Origin of the sequence: Streptococcus sanguinis (assembly GCF_050223295.1) — a bacterium.
GTDB classification, from domain to species: Bacteria; Bacillota; Bacilli; order Lactobacillales; family Streptococcaceae; genus Streptococcus; species Streptococcus sanguinis_X.
This window is the reverse complement of the sequence record NZ_CP071424.1, coordinates 1,949,720-1,972,757: the sequence shown is the minus strand read 5'-3', so window position 1 is coordinate 1,972,757 and position 23,038 is coordinate 1,949,720. Positions and strand designations below refer to the sequence as shown.

Sequence of the window (23,038 nt, the reverse complement as noted above, 5' to 3'; positions counted from 1 at the left end):
CTTTCTAGAGTGTTTTTTGCATACCGTACTATTATACTACAAATTCGGGCTTTTGGGGCAAAAGTTTGCAGAAAAATTTGTTATAATGGAGAAGGTTTATAAGTGAAACGAGGTCAAGATGCAAGATAAAATTGTGATTCATGGAGCGCGAGCTCATAATTTAAAAAATATTGATGTAGAAATTCCACGGGACAAGCTAGTCGTTGTGACGGGGTTGTCTGGTTCAGGCAAGTCTAGTCTGGCTTTTGACACCCTCTATGCAGAAGGGCAGCGCCGCTATGTGGAGAGTCTGTCGGCCTATGCTCGGCAGTTTTTGGGCAATATGGAAAAGCCGGATGTGGACTCGATTGATGGTCTCAGTCCAGCTATTTCCATCGACCAGAAGACGACTAGTAAAAATCCGCGCTCAACGGTGGGAACTGCCACTGAAATCAATGATTACCTGCGCCTGCTCTATGCTCGTGTTGGGGCGCCATACTGTATCAACGGTCATGGAGCTATTACGGCTTCATCTGTTGAACAAATTGTTGACAAGGTCTTGGAATTGCCGGAGCGTCAGCGGTTGCAGATTTTAGCGCCAGTTATCCGCAAGAAAAAAGGTCAGCATAAGACCGTTTTTGACAAGATTCAGAAAGACGGTTATGTCCGTGTGCGCGTGGATGGCGATATTTACGATGTGACGGAAGTGCCAGAGCTTTCTAAGAGCAAGCAGCATGATATTGAGGTTGTGGTAGACAGAATTGTTATCAAGGAAGGGGTGCGCAGCCGCCTCTTTGACTCGGTCGAAGCTGCTCTGCGGATTGCTGAGGGCTATGTGGTGATTGATACCATGGACGGTCAAGAGCTGCTCTTTTCTGAGCATTATGCCTGCCCAGTCTGTGGCTTTACAGTGCCGGAGTTAGAGCCACGACTCTTCTCTTTCAATGCGCCTTTTGGCTCCTGTCCGGACTGTGATGGTCTGGGGGTTAAGCTGGAGGTGGATCTAGATGTGGTTGTGCCAGAAGCTGGCAAGACCTTACGCGAAGGAGCGCTAGCACCTTGGAATCCCATATCCTCCAACTACTATCCGCAGATGCTAGAACAGGCCATGGTAGCCTTTGGAATTGATATGGACAAGCCTTTTGAGGAGATGACTGAGGAAGAAAAGCAGCTGATTTTCTTTGGCTCTGACGGGCGGGAGTTTCATTTCCACTATGAAAATGAATTTGGTGGCGTGCGCGATATTGACATTCCTTTTGAGGGGGTTGTCACCAATATTAACCGGCGCTACCATGAAACCAACAGTGATTTTACTCGGACGCAGATGCGGGCTTATATGAATGAGCTGACTTGTGCGACTTGTCATGGTTATCGACTCAGCCCTCAGGCCTTGTCTGTCAAGGTTGGCGGCGAAGACGGCTTGCATATCGGTGAGATTTCAGACTTGTCCATTGCTGATCATTTGCTTCAGTTGGACGAGCTTAGCTTGACTGACAATGAAGCTACGATTGCGCGGCCTATTCTCAAAGAAATTCATGACCGCCTGACCTTCCTTAATAATGTTGGCCTCAATTACCTGACCTTGTCTCGCTCGGCTGGGACTCTATCAGGAGGTGAGAGTCAGCGGATTCGTTTGGCGACCCAGATTGGCTCGAACTTGAGTGGCGTCCTTTATATCCTGGATGAGCCCTCTATTGGCTTGCACCAGCGTGACAATGACCGCTTGATTGCCAGCCTCAAGAAGATGCGTGACCTGGGCAATACCCTCATTGTGGTTGAGCACGATGAGGACACCATGCGGGAGGCGGACTGGCTGATTGATGTGGGACCAGGAGCCGGTGTTTTCGGCGGCGAAATCGTCGCAGCCGGCACTCCTGCACAAGTGTCCAAGAGCAAGAAATCTATCACTGGCCAATACTTGTCAGGTAAGCGCGAGATCCCAGTACCATTGGAACGCCGTGTAGGCAATGGCCGCTTTATCGAAGTGACTGGTGCTCAGGAAAATAACTTGCAGAATATCACGGCTAGATTCCCCTTGGGCAAATTCATCGCTGTGACTGGAGTTTCTGGATCCGGTAAGTCAACGCTGGTCAACTCTATCCTTAAAAAGGCTATTGCCCAAAAACTTAACCGTAATTCTGCTAAGCCAGGTAAGTTCAAGAAAATCAGTGGTATTGAGCATGTGGATCGACTGATTGATATTGACCAAAGTCCGATTGGCCGGACACCGCGCTCTAATCCAGCTACTTATACTGGAGTCTTTGACGATATTCGCGATCTGTTTGCCAAGACCAATGAAGCCAAGATTCGCGGCTATAAAAAGGGCCGTTTCAGTTTCAACGTCAAGGGTGGTCGCTGTGAGGCCTGCTCGGGTGATGGGATTATCAAGATTGAGATGCACTTCCTGCCTGACGTCTATGTGGCCTGCGAGGTCTGCCACGGCACCCGCTATAATAGTGAGACTCTGGAAGTTCACTACAAGGAGAAGAATATCGCTCAGGTTCTGGACATGACGGTCAATGATGCGGTAGAATTTTTCCAGCATATTCCCAAGATTGCCCGCAAGCTCCAGACGATCAAGGATGTGGGGTTAGGCTATGTGACTCTGGGGCAGCCAGCCACGACCTTGTCAGGTGGTGAAGCTCAGCGGATGAAGCTGGCCAGCGAACTTCACAAGCGCTCGACTGGTAAGTCCTTCTATATCTTGGATGAGCCGACTACGGGTCTGCATTCTGAAGATATTGCCAAGCTCCTTCAAGTGCTATCACGCTTTGTGGACGATGGCAATACAGTCCTCGTTATCGAGCACAATTTGGATGTTATCAAGACAGCTGACCATATCATTGATTTGGGACCGGAAGGCGGTGTCGGTGGCGGTACGATTATTGCGACGGGGACACCGGAAGAAGTCGCAGCTAATCCAGCCAGCTATACCGGCCAGTACTTGAAAGGCAAGCTGCGTGTGAAATAATACATCAAATCCCTGTTAGATATTAAAAACAGGGATTTTTCGTGTCAGAGAATGCTGGTCAGATTTAAGTCTTGGATAGGACTTGTTAAAAAATGTCCTATTTGACTGGTTTTTTGATATAATAAGCTTAGTTATTTCACGGAGGTGCCTCATGTTATCAAGAGTTGAAAAGTTTGAAGCAGCATTGGCTCAGACAGACTGCGACGCTGTTTTAGTAACCAATCTGAAAAATATTTACTATCTTACTGGTTTCAGCGGGACAGAAGCGACAGTTTTCATCAGCAAAACACGTCGGATTTTCCTGACGGATGCACGCTATACGCTGATTGCCAAGGGAGTAGTCCAAGGTTTTGATATTGTCGAAACGCGCGACGCGATTGGGGAGATTGTCAAGATTATTGCGGATGACAAGCTGCAAAAAATCGGCTTTGATGACGAGATTTCCTATGCCTACTTCAAAATGCTGGAAAGTGTCTTCTCGGCCTACGAGCTGGTTCCCATGACAGCCTTTATTGAAAATCTGCGCATGATTAAAGATGAGCAAGAAATCGCGACCATTCGCAAGGCCTGTCAGATTTCGGATCAGGCCTTCCTAGATGTGCTGGATTTTATCAAGCCTGGTGAGACGACAGAGCTGGCGGTTATGAACTTTTTAGATGCCCGTATGCGCCAGCTAGGTGCTTCAGGTGCCTCTTTTGACTTCATCATCGCTTCGGGTTACCGCTCTGCTATGCCGCATGGTGTGGCTAGTGACAAGGTCATTCAAAAAGGGGAAACCCTGACCATGGACTTTGGTTGCTACTACAATCACTATGTCAGCGATATGACGCGGACTGTTCATGTGGGAGAGGTGACGGATGAAGAGCGGGAAATCTATGATATTGTCCTGCGTAGCAATCAAGCCCTGATAGAATCTGCTAAGGCTGGTCTTAACCGGATTGATTTTGACCGGATTCCGCGCCAGATTATTAACGATGCTGGCTACGGTCCTTACTTTAGCCATGGGATTGGCCACGGTATCGGCCTGGATATCCATGAAATTCCTTACTTTGGCAAGTCAGAAGAGCCGATTGAAGCCGGCATGGTCCTGACGGATGAGCCGGGTATTTATCTGGACGGCAAATACGGCGTCCGCATCGAAGACGATCTCCTCATCACAGAAACAGGCTGCGAAGTCCTAACTCTTGCGCCGAAAGAGTTGATTGTTATTTGAGAATTATCAGGCTTTATGATAGAATAAGTAGAAATATAATTTTAAAAAGAGGTAATATAGAATGATTGAAGCAAGTAAGCTGAAAGCTGGAATGACCTTCGAAACAGCTGATGGAAAACTCATCCGCGTTTTGGAAGCGAGCCACCACAAGCCAGGTAAGGGAAATACGATTATGCGGATGAAACTGCGCGATGTTCGTACTGGCTCTACCTTCGATACCAGCTACCGTCCAGAAGAAAAATTTGAACAAGCCATTATTGAAACTGTTCCAGCTCAATACTTGTACAAAATGGATGACACTGCTTATTTCATGAATACTGAGACTTACGATCAATATGAAATTCCAGTAGTCAACGTAGAAGAAGAATTGAAATTTATCCTTGAAAACTCTGATGTGAAAATCCAGTTCTACGGAACAGAAGTGATTGGTGTGACAGTACCAACAACAGTTGAATTGGTCGTGACAGATACTCAGCCATCTATCAAGGGAGCTACTGTTACCGGATCTGGTAAGCCAGCGACACTTGAGACAGGTCTTGTTGTCAACGTACCAGACTTCATCGAAGTTGGACAAAAATTAATCATCAACACTGCAGAAGGAACTTACGTTTCTCGCGCATAATATAGAAGAGGTAATAACTATGGCAGCTGAACAATTAGGTGAAATCGTCATTGCGCCACGTGTTTTGGAAAAGATCATTGCCATTGCAACGGCAAAGGTAGAAGGTGTTTATTCCTTCGCAAATAAGAGTATGTCAGACAGTCTTTCTATGCGCTCACTCGGTCGCGGAGTATCGCTCCATACTGATGAGACAGGTGATGTGACTGTAGACATCTATCTGTATTTGGAATACGGTGTCAGCGTTCCAACTGTTGCAGTAGCAATCCAGAAGGCTGTAAAAAGTGCTGTTTTTGACATGGCTGAGGTAGAGCTGTCTGCTGTCAATATCCATGTGGCAGGCATTGTTCCAGAAAAGGCACCGAAGCCAGATTTGAAAGATCTATTTGATGAGGACTTCCTCAATGACTGATATACTGTTGGAATCCAGAAGAGGTTTGCGCCAGCGGGCTTTTCAGGCCCTGATGAGCCTAGAGTATGAAGGGGATCTTGTAGAAGCTTGCCGCTTTGCCTATTCTTATGATAAGGATGAAGAGGCAGACAAAGCGGTGGAAGCTGATATTCCAGCCTTCCTGCTCAATCTGGTATCTGGTGTGGTCCAGTCCAAGGACGACTTGGACAAGAAAATTGCTCAGCACCTCAAAAAGGGCTGGACAGTGGATCGTCTGACGCTGGTAGAGAAAAATATCCTGCGTCTGGGTATCTTTGAGATTACAGAGTTTGACACCCCACAGTTGGTAGCAGTCAACGAAGCCATTGAGCTTTCCAAGCAATTCTCTGACGAAAAGTCCAGTAAGTTCATTAATGGGATTTTGAGTCAATTTATCGTTGAATAAAATGAAGGTCGAGATAAGTGTCTTGGCTTTTTTGATTATTGACTTTCAGTCTGTCTCGCTTCGTTAGGTGCAAGACAAATAAATCACCCACTATTCGGTAGCGCATCGAAGGTTATACCCAAAAAAACTCCAAACGCGATACAATAAAGGTGTTCAAGCCAATTGTAAAGTGAAAGGAGAAAAAAGCGCAAAAAGTATATTGTTTATCACATATAAAGTGGATGTGTTCTATCGCATTGTGTTTACACTTAAGTATAGATTGAAAATCAATATCAAAGTAGTTTAGGTGGAATATTATGTGTTTATAAGGATGTTGAAATTATAGAAGGGTAGTTTATTCCGGATTATGTATATATGTTAATAAGTATCCCATCAAAAATAGGTGTTTTAAATTTTATGGGTTACTTGAAAGGTAAAAGTGCTCTTGCGATGTTTTGTAAACATGCCAATCCTAAGTATAAATTTGAGAAAAGGTATTTCTGAGCAGAAAGCTATTACGTGAGTATAGTTGAACTCAACGAAGCCACAATCAAGAAAGATATACAAGAGCAGGAAAAGCATAATATAGCGATGGATGGATTAAGTTTGAAAGAAGGTGAATATCTAAGTAGAGATAGTGGTAAGTAATGCAAACGCCTCTTTGAGAGGCTTGTGACGAGTCAAGAGCAATGAAGCTTGAACAAAGTAAAAGCCAGCGTCTTTTGGCGCTGGCTTTTGATATGAGCTAGACTTATATCTCTGGTACAAACTGTCTGTTAGACGAGGTGAATTATCTTGGCGCTATAACTTCTAATCCACCCATGTACGGACGTAGAACTTCTGGGATAGTTACAGAGCCATCTTCGTTTTGGTAATTTTCTAAGATAGCTGCTACTGTACGTCCGACGGCCAGTCCAGAACCGTTGAGAGTATGAAGGAGTTTGACCTTACCATCTGCTTCGTCACGGTAGCGGATTTGAGCTCGACGAGCTTGGAAATCTTCTGTGTTAGAGCAACTAGAGATTTCACGGTAGGTGTTCTGAGCAGGAATCCAAACTTCCAAGTCGTAGGTCTTAGCAGCAGAGAAGCCCATATCTCCAGTACATAGTGCTACAACACGGTAAGGCAGATTCAGCTTTTGCAGGATGTTTTCTGCGTTGGCAGTCATCTTTTCCAGCTCTTCATAAGATTCTTCTGGCTTGGCAAATTTCACCATTTCAACCTTGTGGAACTGGTGCAGACGGATGAGACCGCGCGTGTCACGACCAGCAGAGCCAGCTTCAGAGCGGAATGATGGACTCATAGCTGTGAAGTAGATTGGCAATTCTTTTCCGTCAAGAATCTCGTCTCGATAGTAGTTAGTCAGTGGAACTTCAGCAGTCGGAATCAGAACGAAGTTAGTATCGCTTAGTTCAAACGTATCTTCTTTGAACTTAGGATACTGCCCAGTCCCAAACATGGAATTGTGGTTTACCATATAAGGAGTGATGACTTCGGTGTAGCCTTCTTTGCCATGCTCATCCAGCATGAAGTTGTAGATAGCACGCTCAAGTCTTGCTCCCAAGCCCTTATAGAAGAGGAAGCGAGCACCAGTAACTTTTGCCCCACGTTCCCAGTCTAGGATGTCCAAATCTTCACCCAAATCCCAGTGAGCTTTAGCTTCAAAGTCAAATTGGCGCGGTGTCCCCCAGCGACGAACTTCAATGTTTTCGTCCTCATCTGCTCCCACAGGAACACTTTCGTGCGGGATATTAGGCAGAGTGGTGGTGAATTCAGTCAACTTAGTATCCAGCTCAGCCAAGGTTGCGTCTAAGTTCTTGACTTCAGCAGAGAGTTTTTGCATGGCAGCAATCTTGTCATCTGCATTTTCTTTGTTGCGTTTAGCTTGAGCAATTTCAGCAGAAACGGTATTGCGCTCTGCCTTGAGTTCTTCGACCTTGACCAATAAATCCCGACGTTCTTTATCAATGGTTTTCATTTGGTTGAGGGTAGCAGTGTCAACACCTCGCGTAGCTAATTTTTCAGCGACAGTATCAAAGTCAGTGCGGATACGTTTTAAATCTAACATAGGTACCTCCAAAAATAAAAAGCACTTTATGAAACTGTTGGAGCGGCATAGCCGCGGTTCCATCCAACTTCACAAAAGTGCACTTGCTTAATTATTCATTTTTAAACTAACGGTAGAATTTCCTATTTTCTCCTTATCTGCTCACAGCCGCCGCAGACTTTCTGAAAAGTGTCCAATAGTACTTATCCGTTTCGACTATTATACAGGATTTTCCGGAAAATGTAAATCCTAGGATAGGAAAAATCTTGACAGAAAAAGATAACTGTGTTATCTTTAGATAAAGGTAACGTCGTTATCTAAAGGAGTTCTTATGGTAAAACAAACAACGCGCGACCGTATGATTGAGAAGGCAAGCCAGCTTATCAGAGAATATGGCTATCAGAATATCCCTCTGAGGAAACTGGCATCTTTGCTGGGGGTTACGACTGGTGCTTTTTACAAGGCTTTTGAAAACAAGGAGGATCTTTACTATCAGGTCTGTCTTTTGGAAAACCAGAGCCAGCTTAGACGTTTAGAGGAGCAGTATCTTGACGGAGTATCTGATCCTTTGGATTGCATTTGGCAAATAGGACTCTTTCTTTTTTCGGAATATGAGTCCAACAGCCGGATGATGGATTTTCTCTTTTTCAGTCCTGTGGCGATAGAGGCTTACCGGAAAGGTGAGCTTCTGGAAATCGGGAATAAGACAGTGGCTTATCTGGATAGGCTGCCTATTGAGAGTCAGAAAGAGAAAAAGATTCTCTTGCTCAAGCTGGACACCTTCATCACAGGCTATGGGCATTTTATTGCCAAAGGCTTGGAGCCTTTTGATGAGGAAGTCTATCGCTCAATGTTCAATGATTTACTAGGAGGTTACAAATATGAGTAAAAATCTCATTGTTTATGCACATCCCTATGATAAAAGCTTTAACCATGCTATTTTAGAGCAGGTTCAGGACTTGTTGGAGAAGAAAGGTCAGACCTATGAACTGATCGATCTCTATGAGGATGGTTTTAATCCTGTCTATACCAAGGAAGAGCTAGCGCTTTTTAATAAAGGTCAGGCACTAGACCCGCTGGTTTTAAAATATCAGGAAGCTCTTGCGTCCTGTGACCGCCTTATCATGATTTTTCCTATCTGGTGGGCGGATATGCCAGCTATTGTCAAGGGCTTTGAAGATAAGGTCTTTTTGAAAAATAAGATTTACGAGGAGACGAAGACTCGCCAGTTAGTTGGTCGTTTGACCAATATTAAAGAGGTATTGGCTATTACTACCTCTGCAGCACCGACCTTCTATCTTAAATATTTCTGTGGTGATGTCGTCAAGAAAGCCATGTTGGGCCATGCCTTTAAGTCTATCGGTGCTAGACAGCGCCGTTGGTTGAATTTCGGGAATATTTCTCAGTCTACAGCTGAAAAACGTCAAGCTTTTTTAGAAAAATTAGCAGAAAAGATTTGAGGAGGTAGCTATCATGATTCGTTTTAGAAGAGCAGATGAAAGGGATCTTGCTGCTGCGGTCTCGGTTTTAACTGCTGCTTTTGCGGAGCATGAGGTCTACAGAGAAAAATTCCGTCCTCTCTTTGGCAGCAGCTGGTCTTATATTGATTTTCTAAATAGATTGCATGCAGTTATGGTTAAGGCAGCGATGCGTCATCATATTTGTCTGCTTGCTGAAATGGACGGGCGTCTTATGGCGGTCGCTACCATTCATAAGCTCGGTAACCATCCTGTCGGTATGCTTTCCTTTTTGCGGGCAGGAGCATGGAGGATGTGGCAATATATTCCCCAGCTTTTAGCCTTTCAAAAAGTCTTTGGGGAGGGCAGTAAAGAAGCTAAGAAAAGGAATGTTTCAACTCTTTATCTTGAACTACTGGGTGTGCTGCCCGATTATCAAGGGCAGGGAGTTGGCGGTCTTTTTATCTCAAAAGGACTTGAGTTGCTTGCAAAAGAAGAGAAATGCCAGCGGCTTACTTTGATTACTCATACAGAAAGCAACTGTCGTTTTTACAAAAAGAACGGATTTAAGCAGTTAGATGTCCGTGATGTTGAAGGTGTCAAGACATGGACTTTCGAGAAAAAATTAGCTGATGTTTATACTTTTTGAAGATCTAATGATGCGGTCTTGCATTGATAATATCAGCTTACCCCACCCAATCATTTCAAGGGACTGAAATAGTGCATTCTCAAACCTGTTTCACTTTTCAATTTTTTGTGCTAGCTCCATTTTGCTGATACAAGCAGCTTTTGTCTTAGTCGAAAATATAAAAAATAAGGTTGAAACTTTTTCAACCCTATTTTTTCTTCTTAAAGATTCCAACAATTTTTTGTAACAGAGTCGGCAATCTAACGACCTTGTCGTTGCCGATATGCTCCCGCGCAATTTTGAGTATCTTACCAGAATCTTTGGAGGCAAAGAGAAACTTTCCTTTGTCAGTCCAGATTTCAAAATGGCGGCTGACTTTTTTGCCAGAAACATTAGCACCGATAGCAGTGATGCTAGTCCAGGGCAGCTGAATATAATCTTCTACATTGGCATCAGCATAAAACTCCAGAGCTGTCTCGCCGATTAGAAATTTCCCAACCTTTCCGCCTAATCCAAGATAGGATACGCCAGTGGTATTAAACTCAACTGTTTTGTTTTGTGACTGTGCCATAGAGTACTCCCTTTTAGATAATATAGCTATTATACCACAATAAAAAGAAGGCCGAAACCTTCTTTTTGATTACATCAAACCAGCAACGTGAGCTAGTACGCCAACTACAAAGAGAGCGATGATGATCGTGATAGGGGATACTTTCTTCTTAAGCAACCACATACAAGCGAAAGTTAGAAGCAGTCCCATCAAACCAGGAATCAAGGAATCCAAGTTTTGTTGGAAAGTTGTAACTTTTTCAGGGGTTTGAGATAGTCCTTGACCTACTTGGGCAAAGGCTTCTTGGATACCCTTATAACCACTAGACAATTTGTCCCAATGGATATATGCTTTATCATCTAGCTTAACAGATGAAACGTTAAAGACAAACTTAATAGATACCCAGCGCTCAACCAGAACAGCTAAGATAAACATACCTAGGATTGAAGCACCTTTGGTAATGTCCTGAAGGATACCACCAGACATGTCTTTAGTAATTTCAGAACCAGCCTTGTAGCCCAATTCTTGTGTGTACCAGAGGAAAGCCATCCGGATAGCATTCCAAGCTAAGAAGAAGATAAGTGGACCAATGATATTTCCAGTCAAAGCAAGAGATGCCCCAAGTGCACCAAGAATAGGACGAACTGTGAACCAGAAGACAGGGTCTCCGATACCAGCCAGAGGTCCCATCATACCGATTTTAACCCCTTGGATAGCCGCATCGTCAATTGCTGCACCATTTGCTTTCTCTTCTTCAAGGGCAAGTGTAACTCCGATGATTGGAGCTGCTACATATGGGTGAGTGTTGAAGAATTCCAAGTGACGCTCAAGAGCAGCGGCTTGATCTTCTTTTTTAGTATAAAGCTTCTTAATAGCTGGAATCAGTGAATAAGCCCAGCCCAAGTTTTGCATACGTTCGTAGTTCCAAGAACCTTGCAAGAAAGTAGAACGCCACCAAACTTTTTGACGGTCAGCCTTTGAAAGAGTCAATTTTCCTGACTCATCAGGTTTTACAGTATTTAATTCTGTCATGATAGTGTGTCTCCTTTCTTAGTAGTCTTCTAGGATATCGCCGATTGGATCGTTAGATGAAGCTGTTGCTCCGCCGCCACCATTTCCGCCTTTTTTAGACAAGGCAAGATAGATGAGGGCAATAGCGACACCAATTGCACCGAGGGCAATCAGAGTGAGTTCGCTGACAGCAGCCAAAGCGAAACCAATAGCGAAGAATGGCCATACTTCACGAGTTGCCATCATGTTGATAACCATGGCATAACCAACGGCTACGACCATACCACCACCGATTTGCATACCTTCTGATAGCCAAGCTGGCATAGCTTCAAGAGCAGATTTAACAGACTCAGCGGGAATCATCAAAAGAAGTGCTGCAGGGATAGCAATACGTGCTCCTTGCATGAAGAGAGCGATAAAGTGAGCGCGTTCAACTCCTTTAATGTCTCCTTTTTTCGCAGCAGCATCTGCACCGTGAACCAAACCGACTGACAAAGTGCGGACAATCATAGTCAAGAAGAGACCAGCAACAGCAAGTGGAATAGCAACACCTTGTGCTACAGCGATTCCTTTGCTTGAGAAGTCTCCACCCAGTACCATGATGATGGCAGCGGCAACAGAAGCGAGGGCGGCATCAGGTGCTACAGCAGCTCCGATATTAGCCCAGCCAAGAGCGATTAGCTGGAGAGAGCCACCCAGCATAACACCAGCAGCCAAATTACCAGTTACCAGTCCAATCAAGGTACAAGCAACCAGCGGTTGGTGGAATTGGAATTGGTCCAAGATACCTTCTAGCCCAGCTAAGAAGGCAACAAAGACTACTAAAACCATAGAAATAATAGACATGTTCTAAATCCTTTCGTAAATTAATAAAAGCAAAACGTTTGATTCTACTGCACGTTGGCTTTCTTAATCAAATCAAACAAATCTTTTTTAGAGTCATTTGGTACTTTACGTACGTCGAATTCAACGCCAAGGTCACGCAGCTTTTCATAAGTAGCAACGTCTTCCTTATCCATAGAGAGTACGTTGTTGACCATTGTTTTACCAGTTGAGTGAGCCATAGAACCGACATTAAGAGTCTTGATTGGCACACCGCCTTCAATAGCACGGAGGGCATCTTGAGGAGTTTCAAATAGAATCAAGGCATGTGTGTTGCCAAAGCGAGGGTCTTTTGAAACAGCAATCAATTTGTCGATTGGGACAACATTGGCTTTGACGTTACCTGGTGCAGCTTGCTTAATCAATTCTTTACGAAGTTCATCTTGAGCTACTGAGTCAGAAGCAACGATAATACGATCTGCTTTTGAATCTGGTGTCCAAGCTGTTGCTACCTGACCGTGCAGCAAGCGTGTGTCGATCCGGGCAAGGTTGATTTTGAGCTTGCCGTCACCGATTACAGTCCCTTCAGGGATTGCTGCTTGGGCAACTGGAGCAGCTGCAGCAGGAGCGTTTGCTTCTTCAGCTGCAGGGTTCAGCTCTTCAGGCAGGGCTTTGACTCCTTCCTTGGCTTCTTTGATGATGTTAGCAACAACAGCTTCAATGCCGGCGTTGGCATCCATCATCCTTTCTGTATAAGCCTGAATCAGCATAGGCAGGTTCAAGCCTGTAATGATAGCGAACTTGCGGTCTGGATTTTCACCCATGACACGGCTAGCTTGGTTGAATGGAGAGCCACTCCAAAGGTCAGCCAAGACCAACACTTCATCGTCCGCATCAAACGAAGCCACAGCGTCATTGAACTTTGCATAGAGATCATCTGGTCCTTCGTTGGGCATGAAAGTTACAACTTGTACTTTTTCCTGCTCACCGAAAATCATAGAACCTGATTGATGAATACCAGCAGCAAATTCACCGTGGCTAGCAATAATGATTCCGATACTCATTATTGACATTCCTCCTTATAAAATGTTTGACTTAAGTTTTAAGAAAACTTTAAGGCAAGTTTATTATAAAACGTTTTCATGAAAAATGCAAGCGTTTGTTCCTAAAAACGACTTTTTCTTTCAAAAATGTCAGTATTTGCTGAAACCCTGATAAATATAGGTATAAGCAAACCTTAGCTATAGAAATGTTTTAATAAATTAGGAAAAGAGAAAACACAACAGATTAATATATGAAAAAATGTTGAAATAATATGAAAAAGACTTTTGAAATGAAAGAAAAGAATCGTGTTTGAGAAAGTGTTTATTTTTCAAAAAAGAAAGAGGAGGACCAAAGACAAAAAATCGCATCTTATGTCTTTAGTCTCCCTCTGTAATGGCAAAAGTTTCTAAATAATATCAAGCCTGTCTATCATACGTTTCCAAAAGTTTGGTAAATGTTGGGATTGACATGCTTTAAAGCATTAGTGTGTGAAGTCAAGTACCATACGTCCCTGAATAGTACCCGCTTCCATTTCGTCAAAGACATCCACAGCATCTGAAACAGGGCGCTTTTGAACGACAGGAACCACTAATCCTTCAGCACCAAACTGGAAGGCTTCTTCCAAGTCCTTGCGAGTACCCACGAGGGAACCGATGACTTGGATACCATCTAAAACGGTTTTGACAATACTGAGGTCCATCATTTCAGATGGCAATCCAACGGCAACTACCCGACCGCCAGCACGAATAGAATCAACAGCTTGGTTGAAGGCAACTTTAGAAACAGCTGTTACTACTGCAGAATGCGCACCGCCAGTTTTTTCTTGGATAAGAGCAGCAACATCTTCAACTTCATGGCCGTTGATGACGATATCAGCACCAACTTCTTTGGCCAAAGCTAGCTTATCATTGTTGATATCAACAGCGACAACATGGGCATTAAAGACTTTCTTGGCATATTGAACCGCTAGGTTACCCAATCCACCTGCTCCAAAGATTACTGTCCATTGGCCTGGCTGCAGCTGGGCTTCTTTGATAGCCTTATAGGTAGTTACGCCTGCACAAGTGATAGAAGAAGCTTGTGCAGGATCGAGTCCTTCAGGGACTTTGACAGCGTAGTCTGCAGTTACGATACATTGCTCTGCCATCCCACCGTCAACAGAATAACCAGCATTTTTTACTGTACGGCAAAGGGTTTCGCGGCCAGTTGTACAGTATTCACAAGCGCCGCAGCCTTCAAAGAACCAAGCGACACTGACGCGGTCTCCGACTTTGAGACTTTTGACATCTGGAGCGATTTCTTTGACAATACCAATACCTTCGTGTCCAAGAACGCGGCCCGGTACCTTGCCAAAGTCGCCGTGTGCTACATGCAAATCAGTATGGCAGACACCGCAGTATTCAATGTCAACGAGAGCTTCCCCTGTTTCAAGAGGACGAAGTTCCTTATTTTCGATGAGTTGGACATTGGTTCCTTCTGGATTTACAACAACTGCTTTCATAAGTAGTTTCCTCCTGTTATTTAGTTTTTGATTATGTTAATTATATCACAAACTCAAACAAATAGCAAAAGCTTACAATTTCAAGCAGAAGTAACCTTTAAAACTATGATACGGCGGATAAGCTCCGATTTTTAAAGCTTTTTGAGCCTGAAGATGGTCGAGAGATGACAAAAAGAAAAGACAAACTCTCGAACAGAGTTTGCCTAATTGTCTACTTTTATAAAAAGAGTTTGTTTAGCTCGTGGGCGACGCCATCTTGGTCATTGGTCAAAGATAATTGCTGGTCGGCGTAGGGCAGCAGGTCAGTATTGGCATTTTTCATGGCATAGCCAGTGCCAGCAAAGGACAGCATCTCAGTATCATTTTGCTCATCGCCAAAGGCAATCAGATTTTTGCGATCCACATTGAGAACATTAAGCAGGTACTGAAGGGCGAAGGCTTTGTTGACCCCTTTGGGAGCACACTCGAGAATGTTGAGCGGCCCGCCCCAAGAGTTGATAGCAAGTTCATGCTGGTAAAAAGCATTCATTTCCTCTGCCAGAGCATATTTGTCAGCTGCTCGTGTCTGCAGGAGAATAGCGTTAGGATTCTCCGTTACCAGATTGGCTTGAAACTGATTTTCAGGCTTAAAAGCATCGATGCCAAAGAGCTTAGGATCAGCAATTTCTTCATTGGGATTGGTGATATAGAATTTATTGCGGTATTCGCCAGCAATGAAATCCGCTTCAATCTCATCCCTACGCTTAACCATATCCAGCAGAAAGGACTTGTCCAGCGTCAGCGATTTTTCAAAGTCCCATTTCTTTTCTGGAATGTGAGTCAAAGAGCCATTGAAGTTAATCATGGGCGTATTGAGCTCTAATTCTTTATAATATTTCAAAGCCATGCGGTAGGGCCGGCCTGTTGTGATAATTACTTTGTGGCCCTTTTGGGAAATTTTTTTGATAGTTTGTTTGGTGAAGTCAGACAGATTGCTGTTAGAATCCAGCAAGGTTCCGTCCAAGTCCACAGCGATTACTTTTTTTGTCATGTGAGTCTCTTTTCGGTGATAATACAGACTATTATAACAGAATTCAGTGTAAATAACACGACTTATGTTATAATGGTGCTCTAATCAGTCACAATTATGACACAGCAAGGAGGAGCTTTTCGTATGCGTAAACCGATCATGATTCATGCTCTTTTTCTGATGATTGCCTTTTTTATCTATATCCAATCTCTAAATGGCGGTCCTACCTATCTCATCTGGAATATGACCTTGGCCTTAATCAGCTATGATGCAGCTGTCTTGACGCTTTTATTCAAGAAGCAGAAGTGGACCTATCCTCTTCTTTTCCTGTTGTGGTTGCTTTTCTTCCCCAACACTTTCTATATGATTACTGATTTGATTCATATGACTTGGGTGGCAGATGTTCTGAGTAAGCCAAGTGTTTTTCTGCTCTTTTTAGCTTTTGTTTCCAGTATTTTATTCGGGATTTTCTGTGGTATGGAGAGCTGGTATGTCATCAAGGAGCGTTGGAAACTTAACTGGTATTTGGATCTATTGCTGACGACAGCTCTGTCGGCTGTGTCCAGTCTGGCTATCTACATAGGACGTTATGATCGCCTCAATAGCTGGGATTTATTGCTTCATCCTCAGCTGGTTCTACAGAAGCTCTTGCAAACTTTGCATCCTGATCGACTGCCATTCATTCTTGGTTTTACCTTTTTGCAGTTTATGAGTTTGCTATTTCTGATGAGAGATAATAAAAAATAAGAATAGCGAGACATTCATCTTGAAAAAGTGAATGTTTTTTATTATAATTTAAAATATCGTTCGCAAATAAACAGATTTAAATCTGTTTTTCTTTGTTATTGAACTAGATATTAGAAATTTTACTCAAAAGGAGATTTATTGAAAAATGGATAAATTTTTCAAACTGACCGAAAAAGGGACAGATGTCCGGACAGAAGTTTTGGCTGGTCTGACGACTTTCTTTGCCATGTCCTACATTTTATTTGTCAATCCGGCCATGCTGGCTCAGACAGGTATGCCTAAGCAGGGTGTATTTCTAGCTACGATTATAGGGGCTGTTGCCGGCACCTTGATGATGGCCTTCTTTGCCAACCTGCCTTATGCGCAGGCGCCGGGTATGGGGTTGAATGCCTTTTTCACTTTTACGGTCGTCTTTGCCTTGGGCTACACTTGGCAGGAAGCCTTGGCTATGGTCTTTATCTGCGGGATTATTTCGCTCATTATCACTTTGACCAAGGTGCGTAAGATGATCATTGAGTCAATTCCAGGCTCCTTGCGAGCAGCTATTTCAGCAGGGATCGGAGTTTTTCTGGCTTATGTAGGTATTAAAAATGCTGGCTTGCTCAAGTTTTCAATCGATCCGGGCAATTATACAGTAGCTGGCAAGGGAGCAGATAAGGCTGCAGCGGCTATTACGGCCAATTCAGCAGCAACTCCAGGTCTGGTAGACTTTAACAATCCGGCAGTTCTAGTAGCCTTGGTCGGTTTAGCCATCACAATCTTCTTTATCGTGAAAAATATCAAGGGTGGTGTTATCCTATCCATTCTAGTAACAACAGTGGTAGCTATTCTGGTTGGCTTGGTTGATTTGTCAGCCATTGACTTTGGGCAGAATAACATTGGTACTGCTGTTAATGAACTGGGACAGATTTTTGGGGTGGCAGTAGGACCGAAAGGTCTGGGTGCCCTTTTAGCAGATTCAGCTCGCTGGCCCCAGACATGTATGGCTATTCTGGCTTTTTCATTGACAGATATTTTTGATACCATTGGTACCTTGATTGGGACAGGTGAAAAGGTCGGGATTGTGGCGACTTCTGGAGAAAACCATGAATCAGAAGGCTTGGATAAGGCGCTTTACTCGGACCTCATTGGAACCTCTATTGGCGCAATTGCTGGAACCTCTAATGTGACGACTTATGTGGAGTCTGCAGCTGGTATCGGAGCTGGAGGCCGAACAGGTCTGACCGCCTTGGTCGTAGCCATCTGCTTTGCGGTGTCAAGCTTCTTTAGTCCGCTTTTAGCCATTGTTCCTAATGCTGCAACTGCACCGATTCTCATTATCGTGGGGATTATGATGCTGGCTAGTCTGAAAAACATCCATTGGGATGATATGGCAGAAGCCATTCCAGCTTTCTTCACTTCTATTTTTATGGGATTTGCCTATTCTATCACTCACGGGATAGCAGCTGGATTTATCACCTACACCTTGGTTAAAATCTTCAAAGGTCAAGCCAAGGATGTGCATTCTATGATTTGGATTTTGGATCTTCTCTTTATTTTGAATTTCGTAAATCTGGCTTTAAATTAGGTCTAAACATTGCTGGAAATCCTCATGTCTAGTGAAGTTTGGATAGATTGTATTTTCAGTATAAAAAATCGGCTTTTTCTAGCTGATTTTTCTTTTGCAAAATTAAGCAGAAAAAAATTTTTTCTGGTATAATAAGAGAATGTTTAGTCATAATGAAGAAGAATTAATCCAGTGGGGTCAGTGTCTGGGCAAATTGCTTCGGGCAGGGGATATACTGGTTTTAACGGGAGATTTAGGAGCAGGGAAGACAACCTTTACTAAGGGTCTGGCTCTAGGTTTGGGCATCAGTCAGATGATTAAAAGCCCAACCTATACCATTGTTCGGGAATACGAGGGGCGTTTGCCGCTCTATCATCTGGATGTCTACCGCATCGGAGACGATCCAGATTCCATTGATTTGGATGATTTTCTCTTCGGGGAGGGTGTGACGGTCATTGAATGGGGGGAGCTGCTGGGAGAAAATCTACCTGAAGACTATCTCAAATTAAGTCTCTTGAAAATGGAAGATGGGCGTGAATTGGTTTTTGAAGCCAAAGGAAAGCGAGCCCAAGAGCTGCTTGAGGGACTGCAGAATGACTGAATATGAATTGTGCTTGCGTGAAGCGGAAAAAACAGATGCTGCTGAGCTGATTGCCTTCCTCAATCAGGTCGGGTCTGAGTCAGATTATATGACGCTGGATGAGGCTGGAATTTTGATGAATCAAGAGGAGATGTCTTCATTCATTGAGCATCAGGCTGCTTCTAGTAATCAGCTTTATCTGTTGGCACTTTTAAATGGTGAGATTGCTGGCCTTGTCAGCATCACAGCTGATTTCCATGAGCGAATTCGCCATATTGGTCAAGTCTTTGTTGTGGTGAAGAAAGCTTTCTGGAACCAAGGACTGGGACGCATATTGCTAGAAGAGGCACTGGCTTGGGCAGAAGATTCTCAGGATATTAGACGTTTGGAATTGAGCGTTCAGGTTAGAAATGAACGAGCAGTTCACCTCTATAAAGATTTAGGATTTGAAATTGAAGGCTTACAAAAAAGAGGAGCCTATTTAAAAGAAGGGATATTTCTTGATGTTTACCTGATGGGTAAGTTGATAGACTAAAAAAGATATGTTTAAAAAGATTATAATGATGTTTCTCAGTCTCCTTGTCGTAACGACAGCTGGTATCGGTACTTATGCTTGGACGATCTATGGTCAGTCAACAGATGAACTGTCCAAGACTTATAAGGGTTTGGGAAATGAGACAGATGTCATTTCTGCGACTAAGCCCATGACCATCTTGCTGATGGGAGTGGATACAGGGAGTGGCTCCCGCGAGGATACTTGGGTTGGGAACAGCGATACCATGATTCTCCTGAGTGTCAATCCCAAGACCAAGAAAACAGTCATGATGAGTTTGGAACGTGATATTTTGACTCAGATTGATGAGAACGGTCAGACAGTTGAAGCCAAGCTGAATGCAGCCTATGCGAATGGCGGAGCAGAGTTAGCTATTTCGACTATTGAGGGCTTGATGAATATCCACATTGACCGCTATGTGATGATCAATATGCAGGGCTTGGTTCAACTAGTAGACGCAGTAGGCGGTATTGAGGTCAATAATACCTTTGACTTCCCAATTTCTATTGAGGATAATGAGCCTGAGTATACTGCTAAGGTGGAGCCTGGCAAGCAGACCATCAATGGTGATCAGGCGCTGGTCTATGCTCGCATGCGCTATCAGGATCCAGAGGGTGACTATGGCCGCCAAAAGCGTCAGCGTGAAGTAATTAAGAAAGTGGTTGAAAAAGTTCTCAGTCTCAACAGTGTCAGCCATTATCAGGCTATTTTAAAAGCTGTCAGCAGCAATATGCAGACCAATATCGCGCTTGATTCAAAAAGCATTCCACAATTGCTAGGCTATCAGGATGCCTTTAAGAACATCAAGTCTGAGCAGCTGCGTGGAGAAGATGCGACCTTGCCTGACGGCGGAAGCTATCAGCTGGTGACGTCAGAGCATTTGCTGAGCATGCAGAATCTAATCCGAAAGTCTCTGGGCTTGGACACAGTTAAGAGTCTGAAGACCAATGCTGTTCTCTATGAAGATATTATGGGCGGCAACAGTCTAAGAAGCAGCAATAGCAGTATTACATCTAGTAGCACAGAAAGCTATAGCAGTTACCAGAATTCTTATAGTCAGCCTACTTATAATAATGGTTATGAGAATTATTCTTATCCGACGACAGATACAACAGTTGGAACTACGAATACGACTCCGGTTGCTCCAGCGGCTTCCTCTGTCCCAGCTGCAGATGTCAGTGTCAGCACCCCACAAAGTCAGCCAGTAGTTAATGCAGCTACAGAGTAAAAAAGTTAAATATAAAAAGAGGCTGGGACAAAATGTCTCGGTCTCTTTTGGTTATGGGGGAAAGTTCTTGACGCGATGGCTGATTGGAGTTTTGGTTTCCCTATCATCCATCTTTTCTCTATCAAGACTCGTACTTTTCCCAGATGTCTTTGACTTGCTGGATCTGTACTTGAGCTTGATTTTCAAGGACTTTATATTTATAAGTAAGATCTTGAGCGATGTCTTTGACTTGCTCTTTTTGCTCTTGAATGATGGCAATATTTCGTTGGATATTGGCTAGACTGTCCTTTACTTTGTCTAGACTATCTGTTGTTTCAATGATTTCTTCTTGGATTTTTTGACGGTTTTCAACTAGCTTGTAGCTGGCTGCTGCGGCACCGATAAATAGGAAAATATTTGAAAGTTTCATATTCCCTCCTTAAGCTTGCGCAATCTTCTCAGCTAATTCGGCCAGAGCTGGGAAGTCTGGTTCGTGGGCTGCGAAAGTAATCTTGAGATCATCTGCATCACTGTAGCGTGGTGCCAAATGCACGTGGGTATGAAAGACAGTCTGTCCAGCAATTTCTTCGTTGTTGTTGATGATATTCATACCGGCTGCACCTGTGGCTTTCATCACCTTTCGAGCAATGTCAGGTACGCGAGCAAAGAGCTGACTGGTGCTGTCGGCATCCATATCCAGCACATTTCGGAAATGCTCTTTAGGGACAACCAAGGTATGACCTGGTGTTACCTGGGAAATATCCAGAAAAGCAAGGACTTTCTCGTCTTCATAGACTTTAGATGAAGGGATTTCTCCGGCAATAATTTTACAAAAAATACAATCAGCCATAAATGGTACCTCTATTCGCTAGATTTTGTTATAATATAAGAACCATTATACCAGAATTCGGAGAAAATATGTTAGAAATCAAAGAGCTTACGGGCGGCTATGTTAATATCCCGGTTTTAAAGGATGTCAGCTTTGAAGTGGGCAATGGCCAGCTGGTTGGTCTGATTGGTCTCAACGGTGCGGGCAAGTCCACGACTATCAATGAGATTATCGGTCTTTTGACGCCTTATAAGGGGCAGATTCAAATTGATGGACTGGAGCTGTGGACTAATCCCAGTGATTACCGCAAGAAAATCGGTTTTATTCCGGAAACGCCTAGTCTCTATGAAGAATTAACCCTGCGTGAGCACATTGAGACGGTAGCTATGGCTTACGACATTGAGCAGGAGACAGCTTTTGAGCGTGTGGATAAGTTGCTGGAAATGTTCCGACTCAAGGAAAAACTGGATTGGTTCCCTGTTCACTTTTCAAAAGGAATGAAGCAAAAAGTGATGATTATCTGTGCTTTTGTAGTTGATCCCAGCCTTTTTATTGTGGATGAGCCTTTTCTGGGTCTGGATCCGGTAGCTATTGCAGACCTTATCCAGCTCTTGGATGAGGAAAAGAAGAAGGGCAAGTCGATTCTGATGAGCACCCATGTTCTGGACTCTGCTGAGAAGATGTGCGATAGTTTTGTAATCTTGCACAAGGGTCAAGTACGGGCCAAGGGCAGCTTGACTGAGTTGCGGACTAAATTTCAAATGCCGGATGCTAGTCTGAATGACATCTATCTAGCCCTGACAGAAGAGGCAGCGCTATGAAAGAATTATTTGCCAAACGAAAGCAGGAATTTCGTCAGCAGTGTCTGAAATACCTGCGCTATGTTTTTAATGATCATTTCGTGCTCTTTCTGTTGATTTTTATGGGATTTTTAGGTGTTCAGTACAGTCAGCTTTTGCGGCATTTTCCGACCAATCACCTACCCATTATTGCTAGTCTAGTTATTCTATCACTCTTTATCCTGCCTTTTGGACGGATTGCGATCTATCTGGAAAAGCCAGATGCTCTCTTTCTTTTGGTCAGAGAAGCAGAAGTCAGGACTTTTATCAAGGCTCAGATTCTGCGTTCCTATCTCTTGTACGCAGTCTTACAGACTGGGCTATTGCTACTGTTAGCTCCGCTTTTTCTGGCTCTGGGATTGCCTATTTGGGGCTTCGGGCTCTACTGCATCTTTATGCTAGTTTTGAAATGGTTTTTGTTTCAGGCTAAGGCCAAGAAGTTCTTTACTCAAAATGGCTTAGATTGGCAGGCTCTGGTAGCTTATGAAGCAGCCCGAAAGCAGACGATTCTGCGCTTCTTTGCTCTATTTACAAATGTTAAAGGCATTTCAAACAGTGTCAAGCGCCGGGCCTATCTGGATGGTTTGACGAGGCTTATTGGCAAGCAGCATAGTAAGACCTGGCAGAATCTCTTTTTGCGCTCTTACTTGCGAAATGGAGACTTCTTTGCTCTGACCTTGAGACTGCTCTTTTTGGCTCTTTTGGCCTTGATTTTTGTCAGTCAAGCTTGGATTGCTGCAGCTTTTGCGGTCTTGTTCAATTACCTCTTGCTCTTCCAATTGACAGCCTTGTACGAAGCTTTTGATTATCAGTTTCTGACCCAGCTTTTTCCGATAGAAAGAGGGGAAAAGCTGAAGGGAGCAAGACAAATTATCACATCTATTGGCAGCAGTGTCCTTTTAGCTGAAGTGATGACTGCTCTGCTATTTCTCCAAGACAAGACAGCAGTGCTGGCTATGCTGGGAGCAACTGCCCTACTCTATCTGTTCTATCTGCCGTTTAAGTTACGGAGATTGGTTGACTAAAAGAGGTAAAACTAGTAAAATGATAAAGAAACTTTTTACGGAGGGG

The 23,038-nt window shown here is 43.7% G+C and carries 24 protein-coding genes and 1 pseudogene; 16 read left to right on the top strand and 9 right to left on the bottom strand.

Annotated elements, in window-relative coordinates; all coding sequences use genetic code 11:
- The first annotated feature begins 118 nt into the window (after positions 1–118).
- The 6 genes and pseudogenes from uvrA (at position 119) to tnpA (ending at position 6,245) form a co-directional block, all read left to right on the top strand.
- A complete protein-coding gene (gene uvrA, locus J1C77_RS09720; protein WP_002923312.1) occupies positions 119–2,950 on the top strand; it encodes an excinuclease ABC subunit UvrA in 2,832 nt (943 codons plus the stop codon).
- 151 nt (positions 2,951–3,101) lie between these two features.
- On the top strand, positions 3,102–4,163 hold the full coding sequence (locus J1C77_RS09715; protein ID WP_002923313.1) for a M24 family metallopeptidase: 1,062 nt from the start codon (positions 3,102–3,104) through the stop codon (positions 4,161–4,163).
- 61 nt (positions 4,164–4,224) lie between these two features.
- Positions 4,225–4,785, top strand: coding sequence for an elongation factor P (gene efp / locus J1C77_RS09710; protein WP_002910568.1), 561 nt, complete (start codon positions 4,225–4,227; stop codon positions 4,783–4,785).
- Positions 4,786–4,804: 19 nt separating this feature from the next.
- Positions 4,805–5,194: an Asp23/Gls24 family envelope stress response protein gene (locus tag J1C77_RS09705; protein WP_002896484.1), complete on the top strand. Its 390-nt coding sequence runs from the start codon at positions 4,805–4,807 to the stop codon at positions 5,192–5,194.
- A complete protein-coding gene (nusB, locus tag J1C77_RS09700; protein WP_002923315.1) occupies positions 5,187–5,618 on the top strand; it encodes a transcription antitermination factor NusB in 432 nt (143 codons plus the stop codon). Before J1C77_RS09705 ends, nusB begins: the two co-directional genes overlap by 8 nt.
- A 221-nt stretch (positions 5,619–5,839) precedes the next feature.
- Positions 5,840–6,245 (top strand): annotated as a pseudogene (gene tnpA / locus J1C77_RS09695) (IS200/IS605 family transposase).
- Positions 6,246–6,387: 142 nt separating this feature from the next.
- On the opposite strand, the gene serS reads toward tnpA, so the two are convergent.
- Positions 6,388–7,665 (bottom strand): serine--tRNA ligase, encoded by a 1,278-nt coding sequence (gene serS, locus J1C77_RS09690; protein WP_002923319.1) that lies wholly within the window; start codon positions 7,663–7,665, stop codon positions 6,388–6,390.
- A 310-nt stretch (positions 7,666–7,975) separates the two neighbouring features.
- On the opposite strand from serS, the gene J1C77_RS09685 reads away from it, so the two are divergent.
- Genes J1C77_RS09685 through J1C77_RS09675 form a run of 3 tightly spaced genes read left to right on the top strand, consistent with a single transcriptional unit; the run spans position 7,976 to position 9,750 of the window.
- Positions 7,976–8,533 carry a TetR/AcrR family transcriptional regulator gene (locus J1C77_RS09685; protein ID WP_002923320.1) on the top strand — a complete coding sequence of 186 codons (558 nt, stop codon included), beginning with the start codon at positions 7,976–7,978 and terminating at the stop codon, positions 8,531–8,533.
- Entirely contained in the window at positions 8,526–9,104 is a 579-nt protein-coding gene (locus tag J1C77_RS09680; RefSeq protein WP_002923321.1) for an NAD(P)H-dependent oxidoreductase, read from the top strand. The genes J1C77_RS09685 and J1C77_RS09680 overlap by 8 nt, the downstream gene beginning before the upstream one ends.
- Positions 9,105–9,117: 13 nt before the next feature.
- Positions 9,118–9,750 carry a GNAT family N-acetyltransferase gene (locus J1C77_RS09675; protein ID WP_002923322.1) on the top strand — a complete coding sequence of 211 codons (633 nt, stop codon included), beginning with the start codon at positions 9,118–9,120 and terminating at the stop codon, positions 9,748–9,750.
- A gap of 187 nt (positions 9,751–9,937) precedes the next feature.
- On the opposite strand, the gene J1C77_RS09670 is transcribed toward J1C77_RS09675, so the two are convergent.
- The 6 genes from J1C77_RS09670 to J1C77_RS09645 form a co-directional block, all read right to left on the bottom strand.
- Positions 9,938–10,300, bottom strand: a complete 363-nt coding sequence (locus tag J1C77_RS09670) for a DUF956 family protein (protein ID WP_002923323.1) — start codon at positions 10,298–10,300, stop codon at positions 9,938–9,940.
- 69 nt (positions 10,301–10,369) lie between these two features.
- On the bottom strand, positions 10,370–11,311 hold the full coding sequence (locus tag J1C77_RS09665; RefSeq protein WP_002893579.1) for a PTS system mannose/fructose/sorbose family transporter subunit IID: 942 nt from the start codon (positions 11,309–11,311) through the stop codon (positions 10,370–10,372).
- An 18-nt stretch (positions 11,312–11,329) separates the two neighbouring features.
- A complete protein-coding gene (locus J1C77_RS09660; RefSeq protein WP_002893578.1) occupies positions 11,330–12,136 on the bottom strand; it encodes a PTS mannose/fructose/sorbose transporter subunit IIC in 807 nt (268 codons plus the stop codon).
- 44 nt (positions 12,137–12,180) lie between these two features.
- Positions 12,181–13,176: a PTS sugar transporter subunit IIB gene (locus J1C77_RS09655; RefSeq protein ID WP_002923324.1), complete on the bottom strand. Its 996-nt coding sequence runs from the start codon at positions 13,174–13,176 to the stop codon at positions 12,181–12,183.
- Positions 13,177–13,637: 461 nt separating this feature from the next.
- Entirely contained in the window at positions 13,638–14,657 is a 1,020-nt protein-coding gene (gene adhP, locus J1C77_RS09650; RefSeq protein WP_002923325.1) for an alcohol dehydrogenase AdhP, read from the bottom strand.
- A 217-nt stretch (positions 14,658–14,874) separates the two neighbouring features.
- Positions 14,875–15,687 carry a Cof-type HAD-IIB family hydrolase gene (locus J1C77_RS09645; protein ID WP_061592619.1) on the bottom strand — a complete coding sequence of 271 codons (813 nt, stop codon included), beginning with the start codon at positions 15,685–15,687 and terminating at the stop codon, positions 14,875–14,877.
- 96 nt (positions 15,688–15,783) lie between these two features.
- Between J1C77_RS09645 and J1C77_RS09640 the strand changes: the two genes are divergently transcribed.
- From J1C77_RS09640 to brpA, 5 genes are all read left to right on the top strand, one after another.
- On the top strand, positions 15,784–16,413 hold the full coding sequence (locus J1C77_RS09640; RefSeq protein ID WP_002923329.1) for a DUF1361 domain-containing protein: 630 nt from the start codon (positions 15,784–15,786) through the stop codon (positions 16,411–16,413).
- A gap of 145 nt (positions 16,414–16,558) precedes the next feature.
- Positions 16,559–17,980 (top strand): NCS2 family permease, encoded by a 1,422-nt coding sequence (locus J1C77_RS09635; RefSeq protein WP_002923330.1) that lies wholly within the window; start codon positions 16,559–16,561, stop codon positions 17,978–17,980.
- 139 nt (positions 17,981–18,119) lie between these two features.
- Positions 18,120–18,560, top strand: a complete 441-nt coding sequence (gene tsaE, locus J1C77_RS09630; protein ID WP_002923331.1) for a tRNA (adenosine(37)-N6)-threonylcarbamoyltransferase complex ATPase subunit type 1 TsaE — start codon at positions 18,120–18,122, stop codon at positions 18,558–18,560.
- On the top strand, positions 18,553–19,074 hold the full coding sequence (locus tag J1C77_RS09625) for a GNAT family N-acetyltransferase (protein ID WP_002923333.1): 522 nt from the start codon (positions 18,553–18,555) through the stop codon (positions 19,072–19,074). The genes tsaE and J1C77_RS09625 overlap by 8 nt, the downstream gene beginning before the upstream one ends.
- A 7-nt stretch (positions 19,075–19,081) precedes the next feature.
- Positions 19,082–20,320, top strand: a complete 1,239-nt coding sequence (gene brpA, locus J1C77_RS09620; RefSeq protein ID WP_002923334.1) for a biofilm formation/cell division transcriptional regulator BrpA — start codon at positions 19,082–19,084, stop codon at positions 20,318–20,320.
- Positions 20,321–20,441: 121 nt separating this feature from the next.
- On the opposite strand, the gene J1C77_RS09615 is transcribed toward brpA, so the two are convergent.
- Entirely contained in the window at positions 20,442–20,729 is a 288-nt protein-coding gene (locus J1C77_RS09615; RefSeq protein WP_002896907.1) for a hypothetical protein, read from the bottom strand.
- Between the two features lie 9 nt (positions 20,730–20,738).
- Positions 20,739–21,149: an HIT family protein gene (locus tag J1C77_RS09610; protein ID WP_002893566.1), complete on the bottom strand. Its 411-nt coding sequence runs from the start codon at positions 21,147–21,149 to the stop codon at positions 20,739–20,741.
- Between the two features lie 68 nt (positions 21,150–21,217).
- Between J1C77_RS09610 and J1C77_RS09605 the strand changes: the two genes are divergently transcribed.
- Both J1C77_RS09605 and J1C77_RS09600 read left to right on the top strand, forming a co-directional pair.
- A complete protein-coding gene (locus J1C77_RS09605) occupies positions 21,218–21,949 on the top strand; it encodes an ABC transporter ATP-binding protein (protein ID WP_042763160.1) in 732 nt (243 codons plus the stop codon).
- On the top strand, positions 21,946–22,992 hold the full coding sequence (locus J1C77_RS09600; protein WP_002923336.1) for an ABC transporter permease: 1,047 nt from the start codon (positions 21,946–21,948) through the stop codon (positions 22,990–22,992). The genes J1C77_RS09605 and J1C77_RS09600 overlap by 4 nt, the downstream gene beginning before the upstream one ends.
- The last annotated feature ends 46 nt before the right edge of the window (positions 22,993–23,038 follow it).

Excerpts from the sequence above, each read along its gene's own strand:
- uvrA (WP_002923312.1), top strand. The coding sequence starts at position 119 with ATGCAAGATAAAATTGTGATTCATGGAGCGCGAGCTCATAATTTAAAA.
- J1C77_RS09715 (WP_002923313.1), top strand. The coding sequence starts at position 3,102 with ATGTTATCAAGAGTTGAAAAGTTTGAAGCAGCATTGGCTCAGACAGAC.
- efp (WP_002910568.1), top strand. The coding sequence starts at position 4,225 with ATGATTGAAGCAAGTAAGCTGAAAGCTGGAATGACCTTCGAAACAGCT.
- J1C77_RS09705 (WP_002896484.1), top strand. The coding sequence starts at position 4,805 with ATGGCAGCTGAACAATTAGGTGAAATCGTCATTGCGCCACGTGTTTTG.
- nusB (WP_002923315.1), top strand. The coding sequence starts at position 5,187 with ATGACTGATATACTGTTGGAATCCAGAAGAGGTTTGCGCCAGCGGGCT.
- serS (WP_002923319.1), bottom strand. The coding sequence starts at position 7,665 with ATGTTAGATTTAAAACGTATCCGCACTGACTTTGATACTGTCGCTGAA.
- J1C77_RS09685 (WP_002923320.1), top strand. The coding sequence starts at position 7,976 with ATGGTAAAACAAACAACGCGCGACCGTATGATTGAGAAGGCAAGCCAG.
- J1C77_RS09680 (WP_002923321.1), top strand. The coding sequence starts at position 8,526 with ATGAGTAAAAATCTCATTGTTTATGCACATCCCTATGATAAAAGCTTT.
- J1C77_RS09675 (WP_002923322.1), top strand. The coding sequence starts at position 9,118 with ATGATTCGTTTTAGAAGAGCAGATGAAAGGGATCTTGCTGCTGCGGTC.
- J1C77_RS09670 (WP_002923323.1), bottom strand. The coding sequence starts at position 10,300 with ATGGCACAGTCACAAAACAAAACAGTTGAGTTTAATACCACTGGCGTA.
- J1C77_RS09665 (WP_002893579.1), bottom strand. The coding sequence starts at position 11,311 with ATGACAGAATTAAATACTGTAAAACCTGATGAGTCAGGAAAATTGACT.
- J1C77_RS09660 (WP_002893578.1), bottom strand. The coding sequence starts at position 12,136 with ATGTCTATTATTTCTATGGTTTTAGTAGTCTTTGTTGCCTTCTTAGCT.
- J1C77_RS09655 (WP_002923324.1), bottom strand. The coding sequence starts at position 13,176 with ATGAGTATCGGAATCATTATTGCTAGCCACGGTGAATTTGCTGCTGGT.
- adhP (WP_002923325.1), bottom strand. The coding sequence starts at position 14,657 with ATGAAAGCAGTTGTTGTAAATCCAGAAGGAACCAATGTCCAACTCATC.
- J1C77_RS09645 (WP_061592619.1), bottom strand. The coding sequence starts at position 15,687 with ATGACAAAAAAAGTAATCGCTGTGGACTTGGACGGAACCTTGCTGGAT.
- J1C77_RS09640 (WP_002923329.1), top strand. The coding sequence starts at position 15,784 with ATGACACAGCAAGGAGGAGCTTTTCGTATGCGTAAACCGATCATGATT.
- J1C77_RS09635 (WP_002923330.1), top strand. The coding sequence starts at position 16,559 with ATGGATAAATTTTTCAAACTGACCGAAAAAGGGACAGATGTCCGGACA.
- tsaE (WP_002923331.1), top strand. The coding sequence starts at position 18,120 with ATGTTTAGTCATAATGAAGAAGAATTAATCCAGTGGGGTCAGTGTCTG.
- J1C77_RS09625 (WP_002923333.1), top strand. The coding sequence starts at position 18,553 with ATGACTGAATATGAATTGTGCTTGCGTGAAGCGGAAAAAACAGATGCT.
- brpA (WP_002923334.1), top strand. The coding sequence starts at position 19,082 with ATGTTTAAAAAGATTATAATGATGTTTCTCAGTCTCCTTGTCGTAACG.
- J1C77_RS09615 (WP_002896907.1), bottom strand. The coding sequence starts at position 20,729 with ATGAAACTTTCAAATATTTTCCTATTTATCGGTGCCGCAGCAGCCAGC.
- J1C77_RS09610 (WP_002893566.1), bottom strand. The coding sequence starts at position 21,149 with ATGGCTGATTGTATTTTTTGTAAAATTATTGCCGGAGAAATCCCTTCA.
- J1C77_RS09605 (WP_042763160.1), top strand. The coding sequence starts at position 21,218 with ATGTTAGAAATCAAAGAGCTTACGGGCGGCTATGTTAATATCCCGGTT.
- J1C77_RS09600 (WP_002923336.1), top strand. The coding sequence starts at position 21,946 with ATGAAAGAATTATTTGCCAAACGAAAGCAGGAATTTCGTCAGCAGTGT.